General features: G+C 49.8%; 16 protein-coding genes, 2 tRNA genes and 5 other RNA genes. 13 read left to right on the top strand and 10 right to left on the bottom strand.

What is annotated here, in order from left to right; all coding sequences use genetic code 11:
* Window positions 1–554: 554 nt before the first annotated feature.
* Window positions 555–2,285 (top strand): arginine--tRNA ligase, encoded by a 1,731-nt coding sequence (argS, locus tag AC3ISQ_RS12335; RefSeq protein WP_489353260.1) that lies wholly within the window; start codon window positions 555–557, stop codon window positions 2,283–2,285.
* Between the two features lie 152 nt (window positions 2,286–2,437).
* The gene (locus tag AC3ISQ_RS12340; RefSeq protein WP_489346863.1) at window positions 2,438–3,748 is read left to right on the top strand and encodes an MFS transporter; all 1,311 of its coding nucleotides are present in this window, start codon (window positions 2,438–2,440) and stop codon (window positions 3,746–3,748) included.
* A 51-nt stretch (window positions 3,749–3,799) separates the two neighbouring features.
* On the opposite strand, the gene murJ is transcribed toward AC3ISQ_RS12340, so the two are convergent.
* From murJ to rimJ, 4 genes are all read right to left on the bottom strand, one after another.
* Window positions 3,800–5,335 (bottom strand): murein biosynthesis integral membrane protein MurJ, encoded by a 1,536-nt coding sequence (gene murJ / locus AC3ISQ_RS12345; protein ID WP_489346865.1) that lies wholly within the window; start codon window positions 5,333–5,335, stop codon window positions 3,800–3,802.
* Window positions 5,336–5,462: 127 nt separating this feature from the next.
* Window positions 5,463–6,383: a Gfo/Idh/MocA family protein gene (locus tag AC3ISQ_RS12350; RefSeq protein WP_489346867.1), complete on the bottom strand. Its 921-nt coding sequence runs from the start codon at window positions 6,381–6,383 to the stop codon at window positions 5,463–5,465.
* Window positions 6,376–7,020, bottom strand: a complete 645-nt coding sequence (locus AC3ISQ_RS12355) for a DUF480 domain-containing protein (RefSeq protein WP_489346868.1) — start codon at window positions 7,018–7,020, stop codon at window positions 6,376–6,378. The genes AC3ISQ_RS12350 and AC3ISQ_RS12355 overlap by 8 nt, the downstream gene beginning before the upstream one ends.
* A 9-nt stretch (window positions 7,021–7,029) precedes the next feature.
* Window positions 7,030–7,614 (bottom strand): ribosomal protein S5-alanine N-acetyltransferase, encoded by a 585-nt coding sequence (gene rimJ / locus AC3ISQ_RS12360; RefSeq protein WP_489353262.1) that lies wholly within the window; start codon window positions 7,612–7,614, stop codon window positions 7,030–7,032.
* 343 nt (window positions 7,615–7,957) lie between these two features.
* On the opposite strand from rimJ, the gene mdtH reads away from it, so the two are divergent.
* From mdtH to AC3ISQ_RS12375, 3 genes are all read left to right on the top strand, one after another.
* A complete protein-coding gene (mdtH, locus tag AC3ISQ_RS12365) occupies window positions 7,958–9,160 on the top strand; it encodes a multidrug efflux MFS transporter MdtH (protein ID WP_489346870.1) in 1,203 nt (400 codons plus the stop codon).
* Between the two features lie 145 nt (window positions 9,161–9,305).
* A complete protein-coding gene (gene grxB / locus AC3ISQ_RS12370) occupies window positions 9,306–9,953 on the top strand; it encodes a glutaredoxin 2 (RefSeq protein WP_489346872.1) in 648 nt (215 codons plus the stop codon).
* A 154-nt stretch (window positions 9,954–10,107) separates the two neighbouring features.
* Complete coding sequence (locus tag AC3ISQ_RS12375) at window positions 10,108–10,671, top strand: lipoprotein (RefSeq protein WP_489346874.1); 564 nt, start codon at window positions 10,108–10,110, stop codon at window positions 10,669–10,671.
* A gap of 44 nt (window positions 10,672–10,715) precedes the next feature.
* On the opposite strand, the gene AC3ISQ_RS12380 is transcribed toward AC3ISQ_RS12375, so the two are convergent.
* The 4 genes from AC3ISQ_RS12380 to AC3ISQ_RS12395 all read right to left on the bottom strand — a co-directional run bounded on the left by AC3ISQ_RS12380 (window position 10,716) and on the right by AC3ISQ_RS12395 (window position 15,161).
* On the bottom strand, window positions 10,716–11,291 hold the full coding sequence (locus AC3ISQ_RS12380; protein WP_489353263.1) for a TorD/DmsD family molecular chaperone: 576 nt from the start codon (window positions 11,289–11,291) through the stop codon (window positions 10,716–10,718).
* 41 nt (window positions 11,292–11,332) lie between these two features.
* Entirely contained in the window at window positions 11,333–12,070 is a 738-nt protein-coding gene (locus AC3ISQ_RS12385; protein WP_489346875.1) for a phosphatase, read from the bottom strand.
* A gap of 82 nt (window positions 12,071–12,152) precedes the next feature.
* Window positions 12,153–13,094: a glyoxylate/hydroxypyruvate reductase GhrA gene (gene ghrA / locus AC3ISQ_RS12390; RefSeq protein ID WP_489346877.1), complete on the bottom strand. Its 942-nt coding sequence runs from the start codon at window positions 13,092–13,094 to the stop codon at window positions 12,153–12,155.
* A 582-nt stretch (window positions 13,095–13,676) separates the two neighbouring features.
* Window positions 13,677–15,161 carry a peptide MFS transporter gene (locus AC3ISQ_RS12395; protein ID WP_489346879.1) on the bottom strand — a complete coding sequence of 495 codons (1,485 nt, stop codon included), beginning with the start codon at window positions 15,159–15,161 and terminating at the stop codon, window positions 13,677–13,679.
* Window positions 15,162–15,574: 413 nt separating this feature from the next.
* On the opposite strand from AC3ISQ_RS12395, the gene AC3ISQ_RS12400 reads away from it, so the two are divergent.
* The 7 genes from AC3ISQ_RS12400 (at window position 15,575) to AC3ISQ_RS12430 (ending at window position 16,779) form a co-directional block, all read left to right on the top strand.
* Window positions 15,575–15,664: transfer RNA gene (locus tag AC3ISQ_RS12400), tRNA-Ser, on the top strand.
* Between the two features lie 45 nt (window positions 15,665–15,709).
* Window positions 15,710–15,832, top strand: a non-coding RNA gene (locus AC3ISQ_RS12405) — RtT sRNA.
* A gap of 45 nt (window positions 15,833–15,877) precedes the next feature.
* A non-coding RNA gene (locus AC3ISQ_RS12410) (RtT sRNA) lies at window positions 15,878–16,000 on the top strand.
* A gap of 45 nt (window positions 16,001–16,045) precedes the next feature.
* A non-coding RNA gene (locus AC3ISQ_RS12415) (RtT sRNA) lies at window positions 16,046–16,168 on the top strand.
* Window positions 16,169–16,357: 189 nt separating this feature from the next.
* Window positions 16,358–16,447, top strand: a tRNA-Ser gene (locus tag AC3ISQ_RS12420).
* Window positions 16,448–16,490: 43 nt separating this feature from the next.
* Window positions 16,491–16,613, top strand: a non-coding RNA gene (locus AC3ISQ_RS12425) — RtT sRNA.
* A gap of 43 nt (window positions 16,614–16,656) precedes the next feature.
* A non-coding RNA gene (locus AC3ISQ_RS12430) (RtT sRNA) lies at window positions 16,657–16,779 on the top strand.
* 216 nt (window positions 16,780–16,995) lie between these two features.
* On the opposite strand, the gene AC3ISQ_RS12435 is transcribed toward AC3ISQ_RS12430, so the two are convergent.
* Window positions 16,996–17,388 (bottom strand): hypothetical protein, encoded by a 393-nt coding sequence (locus AC3ISQ_RS12435; RefSeq protein ID WP_489346881.1) that lies wholly within the window; start codon window positions 17,386–17,388, stop codon window positions 16,996–16,998.
* Window positions 17,389–17,902: 514 nt separating this feature from the next.
* Between AC3ISQ_RS12435 and dauA the strand changes: the two genes are divergently transcribed.
* Window positions 17,903–19,591: a C4-dicarboxylic acid transporter DauA gene (gene dauA, locus AC3ISQ_RS12440; protein ID WP_489346883.1), complete on the top strand. Its 1,689-nt coding sequence runs from the start codon at window positions 17,903–17,905 to the stop codon at window positions 19,589–19,591.
* A gap of 50 nt (window positions 19,592–19,641) precedes the next feature.
* On the opposite strand, the gene kdsA is transcribed toward dauA, so the two are convergent.
* Window positions 19,642–20,496 carry a 3-deoxy-8-phosphooctulonate synthase gene (gene kdsA / locus AC3ISQ_RS12445; RefSeq protein WP_489346885.1) on the bottom strand — a complete coding sequence of 285 codons (855 nt, stop codon included), beginning with the start codon at window positions 20,494–20,496 and terminating at the stop codon, window positions 19,642–19,644.
* Window positions 20,497–20,505 lie beyond the last annotated feature (9 nt).

Here is a 20,505-nt window from a genome sequence, read left to right on the forward strand (position 1 = left end):
ATATAATCACCTATTTTATATCGACGAAAAGTAAACTTGAGATACGCATTTATCACACTGTTTTAATTGAACTTATATTTCTATATGTGCGATTTTTCCGAAAAGACAAGTAGTTTAATTGTGTCTGAATAACTATTAAGCTACTTTGATTCAACTTTTAATTTTGGATACATATCATGTTACTTTTAACTTTATCAGTTGTACTGATAGTTATTGCCACATATGCTATTTTTCGTCATTCTAAAAATCGAAGAAATAATACTATCGACACTAACCGTCGCAAAAGAAAGTAGTTTTTCTTTAACTACATTTTTATTGGTTTCTCCGCACCATCGTTCGCCCCCCGTATCAACCCGCGGGTGAAACTCTTTCTAACCGGAGTTTGTGGCAGTTTTACCAACAACGCTCCCTCAATTGCTGACGTCTAGCATCCAATCAGTTACAATTACCGGCTGTTTTGTGGTTGCTCACACGATGATGTGCGGCTCAACAACCACGGTTAAATTCAGAGGGGCGCATCGCGTGGCCCTCGTATGCATTTGAAGGTAAAACCGGTGAATATTCAGGCTCTTCTCTCAGATAAAGTCAGCCAGGCACTGATTGCCGCAGGCGCCCCTACCGACTGTGAAGCTCAGGTACGTCAGTCCGCAAAAGCGCAATTTGGTGATTATCAGGCTAACGGCGTGATGTCCGCCGCAAAAAAGCTCGGTATGCCGCCACGACAACTGGCAGAAAAAGTGGTGCAATTGTTAGCGTTAGACGGCATCGCGAGCAAAGTTGAGATCGCCGGCCCCGGCTTTATCAATATTTTCCTCGAGCGTGAATGGATTGCCAAACGCGTCGAAGAAGTGCTGAAGGCAGCTAAACTGGGCATCACTCCTGTTACACCGCAAACCATCGTTATCGACTATTCGGCGCCAAACGTCGCGAAAGAGATGCATGTCGGCCACTTGCGCTCCACCATCATTGGTGACGCCGCGGCGCGTACTCAAGAGTTCCTCGGGCATAAAGTGATCCGCGCCAACCACGTCGGCGACTGGGGCACCCAATTCGGGATGCTGATCGCCTATCTGGAAAAGATGCAGAACGAACACGCTGACGATATGGCGCTGGCCGATCTGGAGCAGTTTTACCGTGCAGCGAAACAACACTACGACGAAGACGAAGATTTCGCCCTGCGCGCGCGTGGATTCGTGGTGAAACTGCAAGGCGGCGATGAATACTGCCTGAAAATGTGGCGCAAGCTGGTCAACATTACCATGGCGCAGAACCAACTGGCCTATAACCGCCTGAACGTCACACTGACCGAAGATGATGTGATGGGTGAAAGCCTATACAACGCCATGCTACCGGGTGTCGTTGCAGATCTAAAAGCCAAAGGGCTGGCAGTCGAAAGTGAAGGCGCAACCGTGGTTTACCTTGATGAGTACAAAAACAAGGAAGGCGAGCCGATGGGAGTGATCATCCAGAAAAAGGATGGCGGCTACCTGTACACCACGACCGACATCGCCTGCGCCAAATACCGCTATGAAACACTGGGCGCTGACCGCGTGCTGTATTACATCGATTCACGCCAACATCAGCACCTGATGCAAGCATGGACCATCGTGCGTAAAGCCGGTTATATCCCAGAAGCCGTCACGTTGGAACACCATATGTTCGGCATGATGTTGGGCAAAGATGGCAAACCGTTTAAAACGCGCGCCGGTGGCACTGTACGTCTGGCTGATCTATTAGATGAAGCCATCGAACGCGCTGGCAAACTGATCGCCGAGAAAAACCCGGATATGCCGGAAGATGAGCAAAAACAGTTGGCGAATAGCGTCGGTATCGGCGCTGTGAAATATGCCGATCTATCGAAAAGCCGTACCACCGATTACGTATTCGATTGGGACAACATGTTGGCCTTCGAAGGCAACACCGCACCTTATATGCAATACGCGTATACCCGCGTGGCTTCGGTATTTAAACGTGCTGGTGTAGAAGAAAAAGATCTGACTCAGGCGTTGGTCATCACCGAAGATCGCGAAGCGGCACTGGCGACTCGTTTGTTGCAGTTTGAAGAAACCATCACCATGGTCGCTCGTGAAGGTACGCCACATACGATGTGCGCCTACCTGTACGACGTAGCCGGTCTGTTCTCTAGCTTCTACGAGCATTGCCAGATCCTGAATGCCGATAACGAAGTTGAACGTCAAAGCCGCCTGAAATTGGCGCTGTTGACCGCTAAAACGCTGAAAACTGGTCTGGATACTTTAGGTATCGAAACCGTAGAACGTATGTAATCTGTTACTCGGGTGCAGGCTCCCAGCCTGCACCCAGCTTTCATTTTCCCCTTCCTCTCGCCGTCCCTCACATTTCACACTGAAAATAATTGATTGTTTTGTCGAATAAATTTAGAAATGGATGAAACTAAATAACCTCAACGGGAATTGGAATGGATTCACAACATGTAGTCATTGATGCTCGCCAATCGCGACAGGCATTACTGGCCGGCTCCGTCGGTAACTTTATAGAGTGGTACGAATTCGGTGTTTACGGCTTTCTCGCTACCGTGATCGCCGCTAATTTTTTCGCTTTGCAGGGTGAAAGCGAAATCACCAGTTTGATTCTCACCTACGCGGCGTTTGCGCTGGCGTTCTTCTGCCGTCCGATCGGGGCCATTATTTTTGGCCGTATCGGCGATAGAATTGGTCGCCGCCCTACGCTCATCGCTGTATTGCTGTTGATGACATTAGCCACCGCATTAATCGGCGTGATGCCAACCTACGCCTCAATCGGCGTCGCCGCTCCGCTATTATTGACCTTGCTGCGCATGTTCCAAGGTTTGTTTGCCGGTGGCGAGTTTGGCGGTGCGGTTTCGTTAATGACCGAATTCGCCCCTAAGGGCAAGCGGGGTTTTTACGGTGCTTGGCAATCATTGACCGTCGCATTCGGGCTATTAGCCGGTGCCGGGCTCGTCGCCTTGTTGGCCTCAGTACTCACCCCTGAACAACTGCACGATTGGGGCTGGCGCATTCCATTTCTGTTAGCGCTGCCGATGGGGGTTGTCGCGCTATGGCTGCGATTAAAACTGCAAGAAACCCCAACCTTTAAGCAAGCACAACAAACCACTGCGAGCGAATCTGCAGAACCAGAAGTCACTCTCACTAGCATGTTGAAAACCATTCTGATCGGCATCGGCCGTATGATGGGTTGGTCAGCCGCCGGTTACACCTTCTTAGTGGTGATGCCTTCTTATTTGCAAACCTCGCTGCACGCGACTTTCCAACAGGCGCTCGTCGCCACGGTGTTAGCCAATATTGGTTTTGCATTGACCATTCTGCCGGCGGGGATCATCAGCGATAAATGGGGGCGTAAAGCAGTGATGCTGACTGCGGTGGTTGCAGTGATCCTGTTTACCTTCCCGCTGCTGCATCTGCTACAAGACGCCAACAGCTCGCTGCTGGCTAAAGGCATTGCGGTGATGATTGCTGGTGCTGTCGTCGGTTTGTTGGCCGGCCCAGGTCCTGCAATGTTGGCAGAAATGTTCCCGACCAAGGTGCGTTATACCGGCTTAGGGTTGGCTTATTCTCTGTCTAATGCAGTGTTTTCCGGTTCAGCCGGGTTGATTATTACTGGCCTCATCAAACAAACCGGTAATCTCGATATTCCTGCCTATTACGTGGTCGCGACCTCAGTAGTGAGCCTGTTCGCGTTGATGACATTGCGTCGTGATGATCATTTGCGCTCACTGAACGAACGCTGATTATGATGGATAACGGTGGCTCAACTGAGCCACCGTTATTTGGAAGGTTTGTTACGCGACTCGACGTGCAAAATCCCGAGGACGGAAGCCTAACCCAGCCAGTACACCAAAGTACGCGACCACGCCAGCTACCACCACCGCAGTCAAACGCAGCAGACGCTCTAGCATATTGCCGTGATCCCAAGCTGGCATCAGCCACATTACGCCAATCAGCACCGCAGCCATCACCACCACCGCAATCACCAATTTGGTCAGGAATAACGCCCAGCCCGGTTGTGGATGGAAGATCTTTTGCTTACGCAGTTGCCAATACAACAGCGAAGCGTTCAGGCAAGCCGCCAAACCGATCGACAAAGAAAGCCCGGCATGTTTCAACGGGCCGATAAACGCAAGGTTCATCACCTGCGTCATGATCAACGTGATGATAGCGATTTTCACTGGTGTTTTGATGTCTTGCCGCGAGTAGAACCCCGGAGCCAACACTTTCACCACGATCAACCCCATCAACCCGACGGAATACGCCACCAGCGCTCGCTGCGTCATTGCTGCATCAAAAGCAGTGAACTTACCGTATTGGAACAATGAAACGGTTAACGGTTTCGCCAGAATCCCCAGCGCGATGGCGCTCGGCAATGCCAGCAGGAAGCACAGACGCAGCCCCCAATCCATCAAACGGGAATATTCATCATGATTACCGCTGGAGAAACTTTTTGCCAACGATGGCAGCAGAATAGTGCCCAACGCCACACCCAATACACCAGAAGGAAACTCCATCAGACGGTCGGCGTAATACATCCATGACACTGAACCTGATACCAAGAATGAGGCAAAAATAGTGTTAATAATCAACGAAATTTGGCTTACCGACACCCCGAGGATCGCCGGCCCCATCTGACGCATCACGCGCCATACGCCGGCATCACGCAGTTTCAGGCGCGGCAACACTAACATGCCGATCTTCTTCAAATGCGGTAATTGGTAACCCAGTTGCAGCACGCCACCTAGCACCACCGCCCAAGCCAGCGCTAATACCGGCGGATGGAAATACGGCGCGGCAAACAGTGCAAAACCAATCATACTGACGTTCAGCAAGGTTGGCGCAAACGCCGGGATCGAGAAACGGTTCCAAGTATTGAGGATCGCCCCCACCAGCGAAGCCAGTGAGATCAGCAAGATATACGGAAAGGTAATCCTCAGCAGCGCAGAGGTGAGCGCAAATTTATCTGGCGTATCAGTAAAACCCGGTGCGGTAACGTAAATCACCCAAGGTGCGGCCAACATTCCCAGCACCGTGACTATCGCCAAAATCAAGGTTAGCAAGCCGGAAACATAGGCGATAAAAGTACGCGTCGCTTCTTCACCCTGCTGGCTTTTATATTCCGCCAAGATCGGCACAAACGCCTGTGAGAACGCGCCTTCGGCAAAAATACGACGTAGTAAGTTGGGCAGTTTGAATGCCACGAAGAAGGCATCCGTTGCCATCCCGGCACCAAAAACGCGCGCTACGATAGCATCACGCGCAAAACCCAGCACCCGTGAAAACATGGTCATCGAGCTGACGGCTGCCAGTGATTTGAGTAGGTTCATGTGATTTTTCTGATAGTTAAATATCAACGCCTGCATCAGCAGGCGTCAGTTAAGCGTGGTTAGCAGTTTACGTATTCGAGGCAGAATAGCTACTGCCAGATGTTACATCGGATTACCTGGGTTTTGCTTATAAACCCGCATCGCGCAGCAGTTTCTCTATCACTCGCTGAGCGTAGATCGCCTGTTCGCCGGAGGTTTCCGCCGTCGTTTGATTGGCGACCGAATCGATAAAGTGACGGATCGCGCCCTCAAAACCGCGCTGTGCTAACGTGGTTTGCCACCCCGCAGCCGGTTGTTCCAGAATGCCGCTAGCATCTTCCCGCAGCCATTGACGCATGTCGTTTAACTGATACACCGCGCCATTGGTCACTGCCTGCACGCTCTCCCGCTGGCTACCCGCCCGGCGATGCATACTGGTGGTGATCGTCGTGTTATCGCACTGGAAATGATGTTCGGCATACAGCATTTCGCCAGCATCATTGGCACGCAACGTACCGCTGAGCAATTGCCCTTTGTCACCCGCCAGCCACAATGCGGTATCCACTACGTGCAGATAATCGTCCAACAACGTGAAACGCAGCTCTTTCGGCCCCACGCTGTCGGCACGGTGTTTATCCATGCGGATCGATGCTGGTTGCTGCATCTGTTGTTTGAGTTGGCAATATAACGGAGCAAAACGGCGGTTGAAACCCACCATCAAGGTTTTGCCTTTTTTATCCGCCAGTTCGATCAGTTGTTCGCCCTGTTCGACCGTTTCCGCCAGTGGCTTATCAACGTAGACATGCACACCGAGATTCAGTAATTCGCCCACCACCTCAAAATGACTGGCGGTACTGCTGTGAACGAAAATCGCGTCGCACTGTTGCGCTAAGCTATCGAGGCGAGGGAAATAAGCCATACGATAACTGTCGCAAATCGGCTGGGCTTTCTGTTGATTAGGCGAGAAACCGCCTACCAGCGTCCAATCTGTCGCTTGGCTCAATACCGGTAAATAGGCCTTCTGCGCAATACCGCCCAACCCCACCACGCCAATGCGTAATTTACTCATGTTCGCCCCGTGCTAATAGCTGTTGCAGTTGCTGTTTCAAGCCAGCCACTTCGCTCTCCAGCACCGCAACACGCGCCGCCAATTCACTATCGTCTGCCATGCTTTCTTCCGCTGGCGCGGCTTCTATCTCACCGCTAAACAGGTGCATAAAGCGGCTTTCACGTTTGCCCGGTTCACGCGCCAAGCGCACTACAAACGGGCCATCTTCACGTTCTGCCAGTTGTTGTAACGTTTGTTCGACTTCGCTAACGTCACTGAATTCGTGCATCCGGTTGGTACGGGTTCGCAACTCACCCGCTGTTTGCGCTCCGCGCAATAACAAGGTGGCGATCACCGCCAACTCTGCAGGTGACAATTTCAGTTGACCGAATTCTGAATTGCAAAAACGTTGCTCGTACTTCACTACACGGTTGCCGAATCCATTCAACGTTTTCAAGAAATGACGGCGCAGCAATAAATCGAGCTGTTGCTGTACTTCGCTTTCGCTCAAGTCCATCACCGGTTCGCGGTTGGTTTTCTGATTACAGGCCAAGGTAATGGCATTGAGGGACAATGGATATTGATCCGGCGTCGTCACCTGCTTTTCCAGCAGACAACCGATCACCCGAGCTTCTTTGGCATTTAATTCATATTTCATTCTTTAGCCTCAGCGTGGCGGTAGCCACTCTTTATTGGTCAATGCAGTCAGTACGTGATCCTGCCACTGCCCGTCGATCAACAGATAATCTTTGGCGTAGCCTTCACGTTCAAAACCCAGACGAGTCAACAACGCACCGCTGCGCTGGTTATGCGGCATATAGTTAGCCATGATGCGGTGCATACGTTGTTGGCGTTGCATATAGCGAATGGTGGCTTGCAAGGCTTCATACATCAGCCCTTGGCCTTGCCATTTTTCCCCCAGCGAATAGCCGAGGTAGCAGGCAAAAAAGGAACCGCGTAACACATTGCTAAAATTAGCGACGCCGCGCACTTCCTGCTCTTCAGGATCAAGCAAAATAAAGTAATAGGCACTGCCCTGCTTTTGCATGTCATCAATCATGCTTAAGCGCGCCTGCCAACCGGAAGGATAACAGTGGCTTTCATCCCGTATCGGTTCCCAAGGCTTGAGGAACAATCGGTTTGCAGAGTAATAATCAGCCAGACGATAAGCGTCCCGCTCGTACACCAAACGAACCACCATTCGGTCGGTCGTCAGGCGAACTTTCGGTGCTGCAGAGCGATAACCAAACATCATTTCCCCCGAGGTCAATCCGGCTCGATAAGAAGTATTTATGGGTGAGCATAAAAATAATAGCTCTGCCGGAATTATTGGCCGGGTAGTTAATGTCCAACACCCCGCGTAAAACCGCAACAGCCACCGCTAATATAACCGTAGCCTGCCTTACAGGTAAAATCGCCAAAGCTCAGTAAATAACCGCTTAAACCAATTAATGCGTTTTTCATGCGATTTTGCTGCGCAAGTAACGCTTTGACGATAAAAAAATATTATCTACCTGCCCCCTATTGGCAAAGGTTTTTTGGGCGCAATATGAACGAGTCGCTTTTTTCCTCCTTTTATTTTCCTGTGGTGAAGCATGTCTCTGGTATCGCAAGCTCGGAGCTTGGGTAAATATTTTCTATTGCTTGATAACCTGCTGGTGGTTTTAGGCTTTTTTGTCGTCTTTCCACTGATTTCGATTCGCTTTGTCGATCAACTCGGTTGGGCGGCCGTTGCCGTCGGTATTGCCTTAGGCTTGCGTCAATTAGTACAACAAGGGCTAGGTATTTTTGGCGGCGCGATTGCCGACCGGTTTGGTGCCAAACCGATGATAGTCATCGGGATGCTGATGCGTGCGGCCGGCTTTGCCACCATGGCGATGGCGACGGAACCGTGGATGCTATGGGGCTCCTGCATTTTGTCGGCGCTGGGAGGCACATTATTCGATCCGCCACGGGCGGCACTGATCATCAAACTGACTCGTCCCCATGAACGCGGCCGTTTTATCTCAATATTGATGATGCAAGACAGCGCAGGGGCGGTAATCGGTGCGTTAATTGGCAGTTGGTTACTACAATACGATTTCCATTTCGTTTGCTGGACTGGCGCATCCATCTTTGTCCTCGCCGCCGCGTGGAACGCTTGGTTGCTACCCGCTTACCGTATCTCCACCGTTCGCGCCCCCATGCGCGAAGGCATGATGCGTGTTCTGCGCGATCGTCGTTTCCTGATGTATGTGTTGACCCTAACCGGCTACTACATGCTGGCGGTGCAAGTCATGTTGATGTTGCCCATCATCGTGAATGAAGTTGCCGGTTCAGCGACGCCAGTGAAGTGGATGTACGCCATTGAGGCGGCGCTTTCTCTGTCTCTGCTTTACCCACTGGCGCGCTGGAGTGAAAAACGCTTCCGTCTGGAACAGCGTTTAATGGCCGGTCTTTTACTGATGACAGTCAGTCTGATGCCCGTCGGCTTAGCGAGTAATCTGCATGTATTGTTTGCGATGATTTTCTGTTTCTATCTGGGTTCAATCATTGCCGAACCGGCGCGTGAAACGCTCAGCGCGTCGCTGGCCGATCCTCGTGCTCGCGGTAGTTATATGGGCTTTAGCCGTTTAGGTTTAGCGTTGGGAGGCGCTCTGGGTTACACAGGCGGCGGTTGGATGTATGACACCGGGCGCGCTTTGGCGATGCCGGAACTGCCGTGGTTGTTACTCGGTATTGTTGGCTTTATTACACTGTTCGCGTTGCACTGGCAATTCAACCCACGTACCGCGCCGGCAACGGCTAAATTGTCATAAAGCCAGCCCAAAAAGCAATCAGCATTAACCCACCGATTTATGTGGGTTACATCGCATTAATGCATCGTTATATTGTATCATTCCACGACAGCTCATTGGCGTTACGGTTAGTATTGCGATGTGAAGCTGACAATTGGGAGCCTACATGAAACTGTTTATTTACGATCATTGCCCATACTGCGTAAAAGCCCGCATGATTTTTGGCTTGAAAAACCTACCTGTTCGCTTAGTGACATTACTCAGCGACGACGAAGCAACACCAATCAGTATGATCGGCAAAAAAATGGCGCCGATCCTGCAAAAAGACGACGGCAGCTATCTACCTGAAAGTATGGACATTGTGCATTATGTCGATCAGTTTGATGGCAATCTGGTACTGACGGGTGAGACTAAACGAGAGATCAGTAACTGGCTACACAAGGTGACCGATTACAGCGACAAGCTGCTGTTACCCCGCTTTGCCGAAGCCAATTTTGAAGAGTTTGCCACCGAAAGTGCGCGTAAGTACTTCAGCGATAAAAAACAGTCTACCAGCAGAAATTTCAAAGACCTTTTGGATAACAGCGCCGAGCTGATTAACCGATTGGAAGAAGATTTGAAGGTTCTGGATAGCCTGATTGTTTCACCAGAAGCGGTTAACGGTACGCTGTCCGAAGATGATATTCATTTATTCCCGCTGCTACGTTCATTGTCGATCGTTGCTGGAGTGGAGTTGCCGGAAAAAGTAGCAGCCTATCGCGAGCGGATGTCAAAACGCAGTGACATTCCATTATTATCCGCTCTGGAAAGATAATACTTTCAGGAACTGCTGTCAGCACGGCAGCAGTTTCAGTGTTATCTGATAGGTAATCCCCTGTTTTTTCTGCATCATTCGTTTTTCTTCCCCGCGTCATACTTTAAATAAGTTATCATCTGCGTCATGTCATTAGCAGTTTTAAGAGGATCGTATGAAAAAGATTTTGCTGGGCGCCGCCGCGCTGGTATTTACCGTTGTGATTGCGGGTTGTAATCAGCTCACCCAATACACTCTCAGCGAGCAGGAAGTGAATAATTACCTGCAAAAACATAATGATTTCCAGAAACAGATTGGCGTTCCGGGATTGGTGGATGCCAATATCGTCCTGACACAATTACAGAGCCAAATTGGCCGCAGCGAGCCGGGCAAAGTGACGTTGTCAGGCAATGCAAAAGTGAATATCACTTCGATCCTCGGGCCACAGGCCGCTGATTTGCAACTAACGCTAAAAGCACAACCGGTCTACGACCGTGAAAAAGGTGCGATTTTCCTGAAGGATATGGAACTGACTGACTATAAAGTGCAGCCAGAGAAAATGGATACGGTGATGAAGGCATTAACACCTTATTTGAACCAATCGCTGAAAGCTTATTTCGATCAAAAACCCGCTTACGTGTTGAACCCAGACAACAGCAAAACCGAAGCAATGGCGAAGAAAATGGCGAAAGGATTGGAAGTGAAACCGGGTGAATTGGTGATCCCGTTTACTGACTGATTTGATGATGGGCGCAGAGTAGCATGCACTGCGCCCAAAATTATTTACTCTTCTTCGCCCGAATCAGCGCTTTGCTCATCTTCCGCCAACTCATCCCACATGGCCTGCACCGCATCACGCGTCAATTCCGCCAAGGTACGATAGAAAGCGCTGGTCGTATGAGCTTCGACTTTCCCCAAAAATTTACCGCACCACGGCAATAGAAACTCATCAAACAGAGTGATTTGCGCCTGAACTTCATCTTCCTGCGATTGATCTTCCAACCAAGAGGCGGCTAACAGTAATAAACCAAAGTGGTCTGCTGGGGTTTCACCTTGAGGCATGCCGCGTTGTTGCAAGAAGGCACGCACTTCGGCTTCACTGCTACCTTCAACATAGGCAGAGCGGAATGGAGAAACACTGCACTCGCTGCCAACAAATAACCGGTTGAACTCTGCCGCCAACTGGCTCGGTTCACAACTCTGCTGCAAGCGCTTCAACAAATCGTCTTGCTCTAACGGCCAATGCTGCTGCAGTTTGCCCGCTTTAATCAGGCCAAACAACGGTACCAGCAACGCATCTTGCGGTTGGCGATAAAATAACGACCCCAACACGCGGCAAACAATAGAAAACTCGTTCATCATAAAACCTTATAACACGCGGAAAATTTTGCGTGACGATGTCACAAACTGGCCAGTTCCGCAATCGCGGGTTTGCCGCGCTGCTCAAGAAAATCAAGCAAACGGCGCGGGCTGACGTTCAGGATACGATCCTGTGGGAAATCCACCTCGCCAATAATACGTTCGCAATGTTCGAAATTACCCAAGGCAAAAGCAACATGAGAATCAGAGCCCAATGCCAACCAGCCCCCAGCATCACGTACTGCGGCGGCAATCGCCCGACAATTAGCCTCGCTGCCTTTACGCGAATGGGTAAATGATGAGTTATTCAATTCCAACGCCACATTGTATTGCGCGGCAGCAGCGGCGACGGCTTCAATATCAATCGGATACTTAGGGTTCCCCGGATGACTGATGATATGTACATCACCCTGCGCCATCGCGGCAATCATCGCTTGGGTGTTAGCAGCCTTATCTTGCGGAGCAAACACCGGCTCATGGAAGCCAGCAATAATTAGATCGATTTTATCCAGCATCGGGCCAGTACAATCGATGTCTCCCGCTAGATTTTTGATGTTTGCTTCAATACCGCGCAAGATCCCCACCCCCTCAACGATACGTGGCCACACGTGCATATTCATAAAGTGCCAATAGTGCGGCGCATCGACCATGTCAGGCCCGTGGTCGGTGATGGCGAAAAGTTTGATGCCTTTTTTCTGAGCTTCGGCAATGTAGTCATGCAGAGTACTGTAAGCGTGGGTACTGGCGACGGTATGCATATGCAAGTCAACGGGGTACATTACTTCTCCTTGTTTTTCCGCCCACCATTGAACGTCGGGCGCAGACTTTCTCTTCATTTAGCATAGCAGCAGCGCTACAAGATCAGTAGCCTCGCTGCATATCCACCACGCCGAGCGGTACCTGCCCAACTTCAACTTTCAAGATATTGGCAACGATCTGATCCATCGCCTGCTGCGGCAGAGTAATAGCCGCAATATGCGGGGTAATAGTGACACGCGGATGACGCCAGAACGGATGATCTTGCGGCAATGGCTCAGTAACGAAGACATCCAGCGTCGCTGCTGCGATTTGCCCTTGATCTAAAGCTCGCACCAGATCGTTTTCTACCAAATGTGCACCACGAGCAAAATTAATTAAATACGCTCTCGGAACCAGTTGCTGGAACAATTTTTCATTAAGAATACCCACGGTTTCTGGCGTATTCGGCAACAGATTGATCAACAGCCGCGAGCCATCAAGAAACGCAGGGAGCTGAGCATTTCCCGCAAAACTGGTCACGCCTTCGATCTGTTTAGCGCTTCGACTCCAGCAACGGACGTTGAAACCAAATTCCACCAGTTTTTCCGCTACGCTTTTACCTAATACACCTGCACCTAAAATACCGATGGTGAAATTATCGCTAACATGAGGGTCTAGCGGCAGCCAGTTTTGTTGTTGCTGTTGGAGATCGTATTCATCAAAACGACGGAAGTAACGCAGCACATAAGCCAGCGCGTACTCCTGCATCTGTTGCCCCATACCGGTATCTTCTAGTCGTACCAATGGCACGCCAGCGGGTAATGTGCCTGGGTTTAGACGCTCTTGTTCTAGAATGGCGTCCACACCCGCCCCTAACGCAAACACCCCTTTCAGATCTTGGCGATTAGCCAACATGGCAAACGGTGGCCGCCAAACCAAGGCATAATCGGCCGGCCGATCGTCCCCCGGCTGCCACTCGCGAATATTGGCCTGTGGCAAGCGTTGGGCAATCCCCGCTAACCATTCCTGAGGATTAAAGAACGGATGATAAAAAATGATTTCCATGATTCGTTGCCTCCGATTGCGATGGATAACAGACTTCCTTGATTTGCCACATAATGCAAGTAATTAGTTAGCTTGCAAATTAAATATTTTTGCGATTTTCCAGCTCGATATAATTGGAATTGCCGCAAACGAGCAGTGTTCGGCAAGCCATGATCCGCTTAACGTCAAAACACAAACCATCAACCACCGAGTAATCTCACCATTTTAAAAACAATTGCTGAGTGGAGCACTGGTGTTGACGCCATTGAAGGCGCCAAACGGAGAAACGGAGCATAGGCAAATGCGCCATGGAGGGCGCGTTTAGGCGAGTTATACATGGACGTATATCGTAGCCGGCCGTGATGCGCAGTGCCGTAGTGACAAATTTGCCGGGAGCAAATTTGAACGCCGCTTGCGGCGGCCCCGTAGGAGCGAGTCCTAGGGTTCGGACGAGTAATTGAAGTTGCGCCAGCAACCGCCTGAAGTAGCAAGGGCCGGGGGGTGGGGCTGGCTCTTGAGCCCCCAACTCGGTCGCAGTCATCCGCATGACACGGAACAAACCAAATTTAAGCGACCGAAACTTATAACCTATTAATTAAAGACTCAGGCCAACCCTGGCTCATCGCGCCGAATCAAGCGACGCAACAACGGGATCAAAATCAGCAACACCACGCCAACCCCCGCAGCCCCCCAACCTAAGGTGTTAAAGATCTGACTGTATCCCGGATTGGTCAATACTGGTGTGCTACCGCTGTTTGCTGGCATTAAACCGGAAACATAACCCGCCAGCACCGAAGCCACACCCGTCACCATCATCCAACAACCCATCATCACCCCTTGATAACGTGCTGGAGCCAATTTACCAATCATCGCGTAGCCAATTGGCGAGATCATCAATTCGCCAAGGCTTTGTAAGATATAGCTAATCACAATCCATTTGAACGCCACCAACCCATCGCCGCCCGCCAAACTGATCCCTACCGGCAGCACTAACATACCCAGCCCCATACAGAATAATGAGCCAGAAAATTGCAACGGAATATCGATGTTCCAACCACGCTGACGCAGGCGGTTGAACCATAACGCCATCAATGGTCCTCCGACAACAATCACTAATGTGTTGATGTTCTGAATCCATTGAGGTGCGACTTGAATACCATAAACATTCAGGTTGATATTGTGTTCAGAGAACAACATTAGTCCCATTGGTGCCAACTGGTACAGTGCCCAGAATACCAACGAGCCAACAGCCAGAATCAGGTAAGCCAGCATACGGCGACGCTCATCACGCGGATGATGACGCAAAGTGACGACACAAAGCAGTAGGAAAATCAGGATGCCAAGTCCAATCACAAAGTGCCCACTGAACTCAGCATGGGTCAGCATCACGCGGATAATCGGTACCAAAACCACCAACACCGCCAATCCGACCAACATACGCCAGCGATACTGTCCACGCGTAGCATCATGTAAAGGCGTGTTAATATCGGCCAGAATACGCCAACGGCTCAGCGCGACAACGATCGCTGCAACATTACCTAAAGTGGCAAACAGGAATAACGCGCGATAGTTTTCTGTCAATTGGAAGTAACCGGCAACGGTAAAACCGACGAAGAACCCCAGATTCATACCGGCGTAATTCCATAAGAAGGCAGACTCACGACGATCATCATCCGGTTTATAGCGTTGAGTCAGCATCATATTGATGCAGGTCACGTTCAGGCCACTACCGGTGAGGAACATCGCCAAGCCCCAATACAGCCCCCAAACCCCGGCGACGGCAATCAAAGCACAGCCAATAACTTGCAATACCATTCCCAACACAAACAAGTTTCGGTTACTGAGAAAACGTCCGCCGAGATAGCCACCAAACATATGCAATCCATAGTTGAAGGCACCAAACACCCCCATCATAGCGTTAGCGTTAGTTTCGCTAAATCCTAAGCGTTTGGTGGCATATAGCACCAAGGTGGAATACAGCACGGCAAAACCGAGTGTGGCGAAGATTTGGATGAAAAACAGCGCACCTGCTCCTGTCGGGATACTGTGCTGCTGTTGTTCTGACGATGGGGGAGCCGATAAAGTCAAAGCAAACCTCTACTGCATTATTATTTAATAGAATTAATCCCTGCCCGTGCTGTTCATTAGCGCTATGGTTCATCGCTGTAGTCCACAGACAGCATGCCAGCACCACTTTATTTAGCGACACACTTGACTAATAATCCAGTATTAATGCATATAACCGCATTAAGTGTTGATAGATTGCTGGTATATTGAGCTGAAGGTAACTGGTTAACCCAAAGAGCCTTTTTCGCATTAAATTTTGCGGGTCATTGCTGGGTAGATTGGAGAATAAATAGTAGGTTATCGTTCGGCAAATCAGCAAATTGCTGTAACTTTAGCTAAACGCTCTCAGAGTGATAATAAGAATGTTGACGCTGAGATCAGATTCTCCTACATTAGCGCCCGTTGACTGCGCACGGCGCCGTTGATGACAATATGGTGAGGTGTCTGAGTGGCTGAAGGAGCACGCCTGGAAAGTGTGTATACGCGTAAGTGTATCGAGGGTTCGAACCCCTCCCTCACCGCCATATTCAAAGAGAAAGTCTGGACTCACGTTCAGGCTTTTTTGCTATCTGCACCCCGATCAGGGAGGGGTGAGAACCCTCGACAGGGTTTGACAAAATGCGCCAGCATTTTGGACAGCCGCAGGCTGCCCGAAGGGCGAGCAACGCGAGTCAAGCCCTCCCTCACCGCCATATTCAAAGAGAAAGCCTGGACTCACGTTCAGGCTTTTTTGCTATCTGCACCCCAATCAGGGAGGGGTGAGAACCCTCGACAGGGTTTGACAAAATGCGCCAGCATTTTGGACAGCCGCAGGCTGCCCGAAGGGCGAGCAACGCGAGTCAAGCCCTCCCTCACCGCCATATTCAAAGAGAAAGTCTGGACTCACGTTCAGGCTTTTTTGCTATCTGCACCCCGATCAGGGAGGGGTGAGAACCCTCGACAGGGTTTGACAAAATGCGCCAGCATTTTGGACAGCCGCAGGCTGCCCGAAGGGCGAGCAACGCGAGTCAAGCCCTCCCTCACCGCCATATTCAAAGAGAAAGCCTGGACTCACGTTCAGGCTTTTTTGCTATTTGCACCCCGTATTTGCCTAACCTTACACCAAAGCGAGCAGAGCTTAACCGTCCGATAAGAAACAAAGAAAATATACTTGACCGGATCGGTGCGACTCCCTATAGTAGCGCCCCGTTGCACTGGTAACACGCAACGACAAAAACGGTGAGGTGTCTGAGTGGCTGAAGGAGCACGCCTGGAAAGTGTGTATACGCGTAAGTGTATCGAGGGTTCGAACCCCTCTCTCACCGCCATATTTTAAGAGAAAGCCTGAATTCGCGTTCAGGCTTTTTTGCTTTACATACCCCATAGAGAGGGGTGAGAATCCTCGACAGGGTTTGACAAAATGCGCCAGCATTTTGGACAGCCGCAGGCTGCCCGAAGGGCGAGCAACGCGAGTCAAGCCCTCTCTCACCGCCATATTTTAAGAGAAAGCCTGAATTCACGTTCAGGCTTTTTTGCTTTATATACCCCATAGAGAGGGGTGAGAATCCTCGACAGGGTTTGACAAAATGCGCCAGCATTTTGGACAGCCGCAGGCTGCCCGAAGGGCGAGCAACGCGAGTCAAGCCCTCTCTCACCGCCATATTTTAAGAGAAAGCCTGAATTCGCGTTCAGGCTTTTTTGCTATTTGCCCCACTGATTTCCCACCTCAACAATTGTTCAAAAAATGGTCTACAGTTAAATCTTGCTGTAGGGTTCCTTGTAACACGTCACCAACCCTAACATTTATTAATATCCACTCTTTTTACTTGTTAAAACAACGTGGGAGATTATTTATGATTAATGACAGTTATAACTTTCACTCAATGATCATTTGAGCACCACTCAATATCGGCGTTGGCGCCCCTGTTTTAAACTTTAAATATGAAGCTACTGCCACAGGCGAAAGTGTGGCTAAAAGAAAGGTTATTTGAAACAGCAACCAATATGAAAATGAGAATGACCTTGAAAGTAACAAGGATAATGCCAGTGCACTGGTTAATACCCATGCTAACCAAGCAAATCCGACGACCTTGATCAGTGCTAAAAATAACAACTGCATCCCACGGTTAATACTGGACCATTCAACCTCAGCCGCGACTTGATGATATGGCATAAACTCTGTTCGGCGTAAGTAGATAAAAGAAAATACTAAAACAATAAGTAAGGAAAGAAGATAGAAAAAAAGCCCAATACCAGACAGTAAATTCATAACGACACCACCTCGTAGACTTTAGCCAAGATAATGCAAAAATTGATAAAAATAATTCACCTATATTGTATAAACGCAGTTCTCCCATTGCGCAATAATAAGCGAATTATTTATTTTTCCGTTATCCAAAGAGGATAGTTGCATCATGCATTGAGTTCAGATTGAAAAGCACTCTAGTTAAGTGCATACGAAGCCATCACCCAGGTAATTCACTTCCGTTCTCTCAGGTATTATTTTCTAAATTCACCTCTTTCCCTAGCTCAACCATCAATTACACCCACTAACACTTAAAAATCACACTTTACTTTTTTCGTTATAGCAATAACACCTGTGAGGCGTGGCATCAGTGATTTTTATCGCCAGGTAAAACTGTAGTCATAAATTTTTTTCATCATATTGATGTATATCTAGGTATCTCCAATTCAATCAGCGTATGGTATCAGTCAGCTATTCGAGACGGACCTCAACCGGCCCGCCATTCCGTCTTCTTTTATAGATTTGGTTTGCACCTTCGATGAAAACGCACAAAATTAACAGTATTCGCCCTTTCAGCGCACTGATCGACGCCTGTTGGCGGGAACCTTACTCCTTGCAACGCTTCCTGAAAGATACCATTGCTGGCATCACCGTGGGCATTATTGCCATCCCATTAGCAATGGCCTTGGCCATTGCCAGCGGCGTGCCGCCACAATATGGGCTGTATACCGCGGCAATTGCAGGGATCGTAATTGCCGTCAGTGGCGGTTCTCGCTACAGCGTTTCTGGCCCTACCGCTGCCTTTGTGGTGATCCTGTATCCGGTTTCGCAGCAGTTTGGTCTCGCGGGATTACTGATTGCCACTCTAATTTCTGGTGTATTCTTGGTATTAATGGGATTAGCGCGCTTTGGGCGGCTGATTGAATATATCCCATTGCCCGTCACACTCGGTTTTACTTCTGGTATTGCCATTACCATCGCCACCATGCAGGTGAAGGATTTTTTTGGTTTGCATTTAGCAGAGATACCCGAAAATTATGTCGGTAAAGTTTATGCCCTCTTACACGCCGTACCAACGTTGGATTTTGGTGATACGTTGATTGGTGCCGTGACCCTGTTGGTATTGATCCTTTGGCCTAAGTTAGGGTTACGAATTCCCGGTCACTTACCGGCATTACTGGCAGGAACCGCGGTAATGGGTATTTTGGCGTTATTTGACCATCAGGTAGCGACCATCGGTTCTCGCTTCAGCTATCTATTAGCTGATGGCAGCCAGGGGCAAGGCATTCCACCGATATTGCCACAGTGGATATTCCCTTGGAATTTGCCTGCCGCAGGCGGTCAGCCGTTCACGCTAAATTGGCAAACGCTTTCCGCTCTGCTGCCTGCCGCCTTTTCGATGGCGATGTTAGGGGCGATCGAATCGCTGTTATGCGCAGTGGTATTAGATGGAATGACCGGTAAAAAACATAACTCCAATGCCGAATTGATTGGTCAGGGTGCCGGGAATATTATCGCCCCGTTCTTTGGTGGCATTACCGCCACTGCCGCGATCGCCCGTTCCGCCGCTAACGTACGTGCTGGTGCAACCTCGCCGATTTCATCCATTATTCATGCGCTACTGGTTTTACTCGCGTTGTTGGTATTAGCGCCGTGGCTTTCCTATCTGCCATTAGCGGCGATGGCATCGCTCTTATTGATCGTCGCTTGGAACATGAGCGAAGCACACAAAGTGGTTTATTTACTGCGTAGCGCGCCAAAAGACGACATCATAGTCCTGTTACTCTGCATGTCGTTGACGGTGCTGTTTGATATGGTTATCGCTATTACCGTCGGTATCGTGCTGGCTTCGTTGCTGTTTATGCGCCGAATTGCACGTATGACGCGATTGAGTGAAATCAGTAGCGAGCAAAACCGCTTGGTGTTACGGGTCAATGGTCCGTTGTTCTTCGCCGCTGCCGAACGTATTTTCAACGAGCTATTGCTACGCAGTGAAAACTATAATCAGGTGGTTTTACAATGGGATGCAGTGCCAGTACTGGATGCCGGTGGTTTACACGCCTTGCAACGTTTCATTGATACTCTGCCAGACGGGAAATTATTGGTAATCACCGATATTCCATTCCAACCGCTAAAAACCTTGGCGCGAGCGCGCATCCAACCCATCGAAGGGAAACTACAGTTCTATTCGACGTTGCCAGAGGCACTTAGCGCGCTGGACCAATAAAAGCAAAAGGCTCGACGAATCGAGCCTTTTGATTAGATAAACAACAGGTATTACTTGCTGGTATCTAATTCTGGGAAGCTCTTCACCAGATCGTCGATCGCTTTCATCTGCATCAAGAACGGCTCCAGTTTGTCCAACGGCAACGCTGATGGGCCGTCACACTTGGCACTGTTGGGTTCTGGGTGCGCTTCGATAAACAATCCTGCCAAACCAACCGCCATACCAGCACGCGCCAGTTCAGTGACTTGGGCACGACGACCGCCAGAAGCTGCACCGAATGGATCGCGGGTTTGCAACGCATGGGTCACGTCGAAGATGACCGGATGACCACCAGTCGCGTTCTTCATGACGTTAATCCCCAGCATGTCGACCACCAGGTTGTCATAACCAAAGTTGCTACCACGATCGCACAGAATCACTTGATCGTTACCGCCTTCTTTGAATTTATCGACGATGTTCCCCATCTGGCCTGGGCTCACGAACTGCGGTTTTTTCACGTTGATAACTGCGCCAGTTTTCGCCATCGCTTCAACCAGATCGGTTTGGCGTGCCAAGAACGCAGGCAGTTGAATCACGTCTACCACTTCGGAAACCGGTTGAGCCTGAGAAGCCTCATGCACATCGGTGATCACTTTCACACCGAAGGTTTTTTTGATTTCCTGGAAGATTTTCATCCCCTCTTCCAAACCCGGCCCACGATAGGAGTGGATAGAAGAACGGTTGGCTTTATCAAAAGAGGCTTTGAAAACGTAAGGGATGCCCAGTTTTTGCGTCACGGTGACGTAGTGTTCGCAGATGCGCATCGCCAAATCGCGCGACTCGAGCACGTTCATACCGCCAAACAGCACAAACGGCAGATCGTTCGCTACGTTGATGTCACCAATGCTAACCACTTTCTGTTTCATGCTTTCGCC

It is taken from the genome of Serratia sp. KH_031 (genome assembly GCF_057839655.1).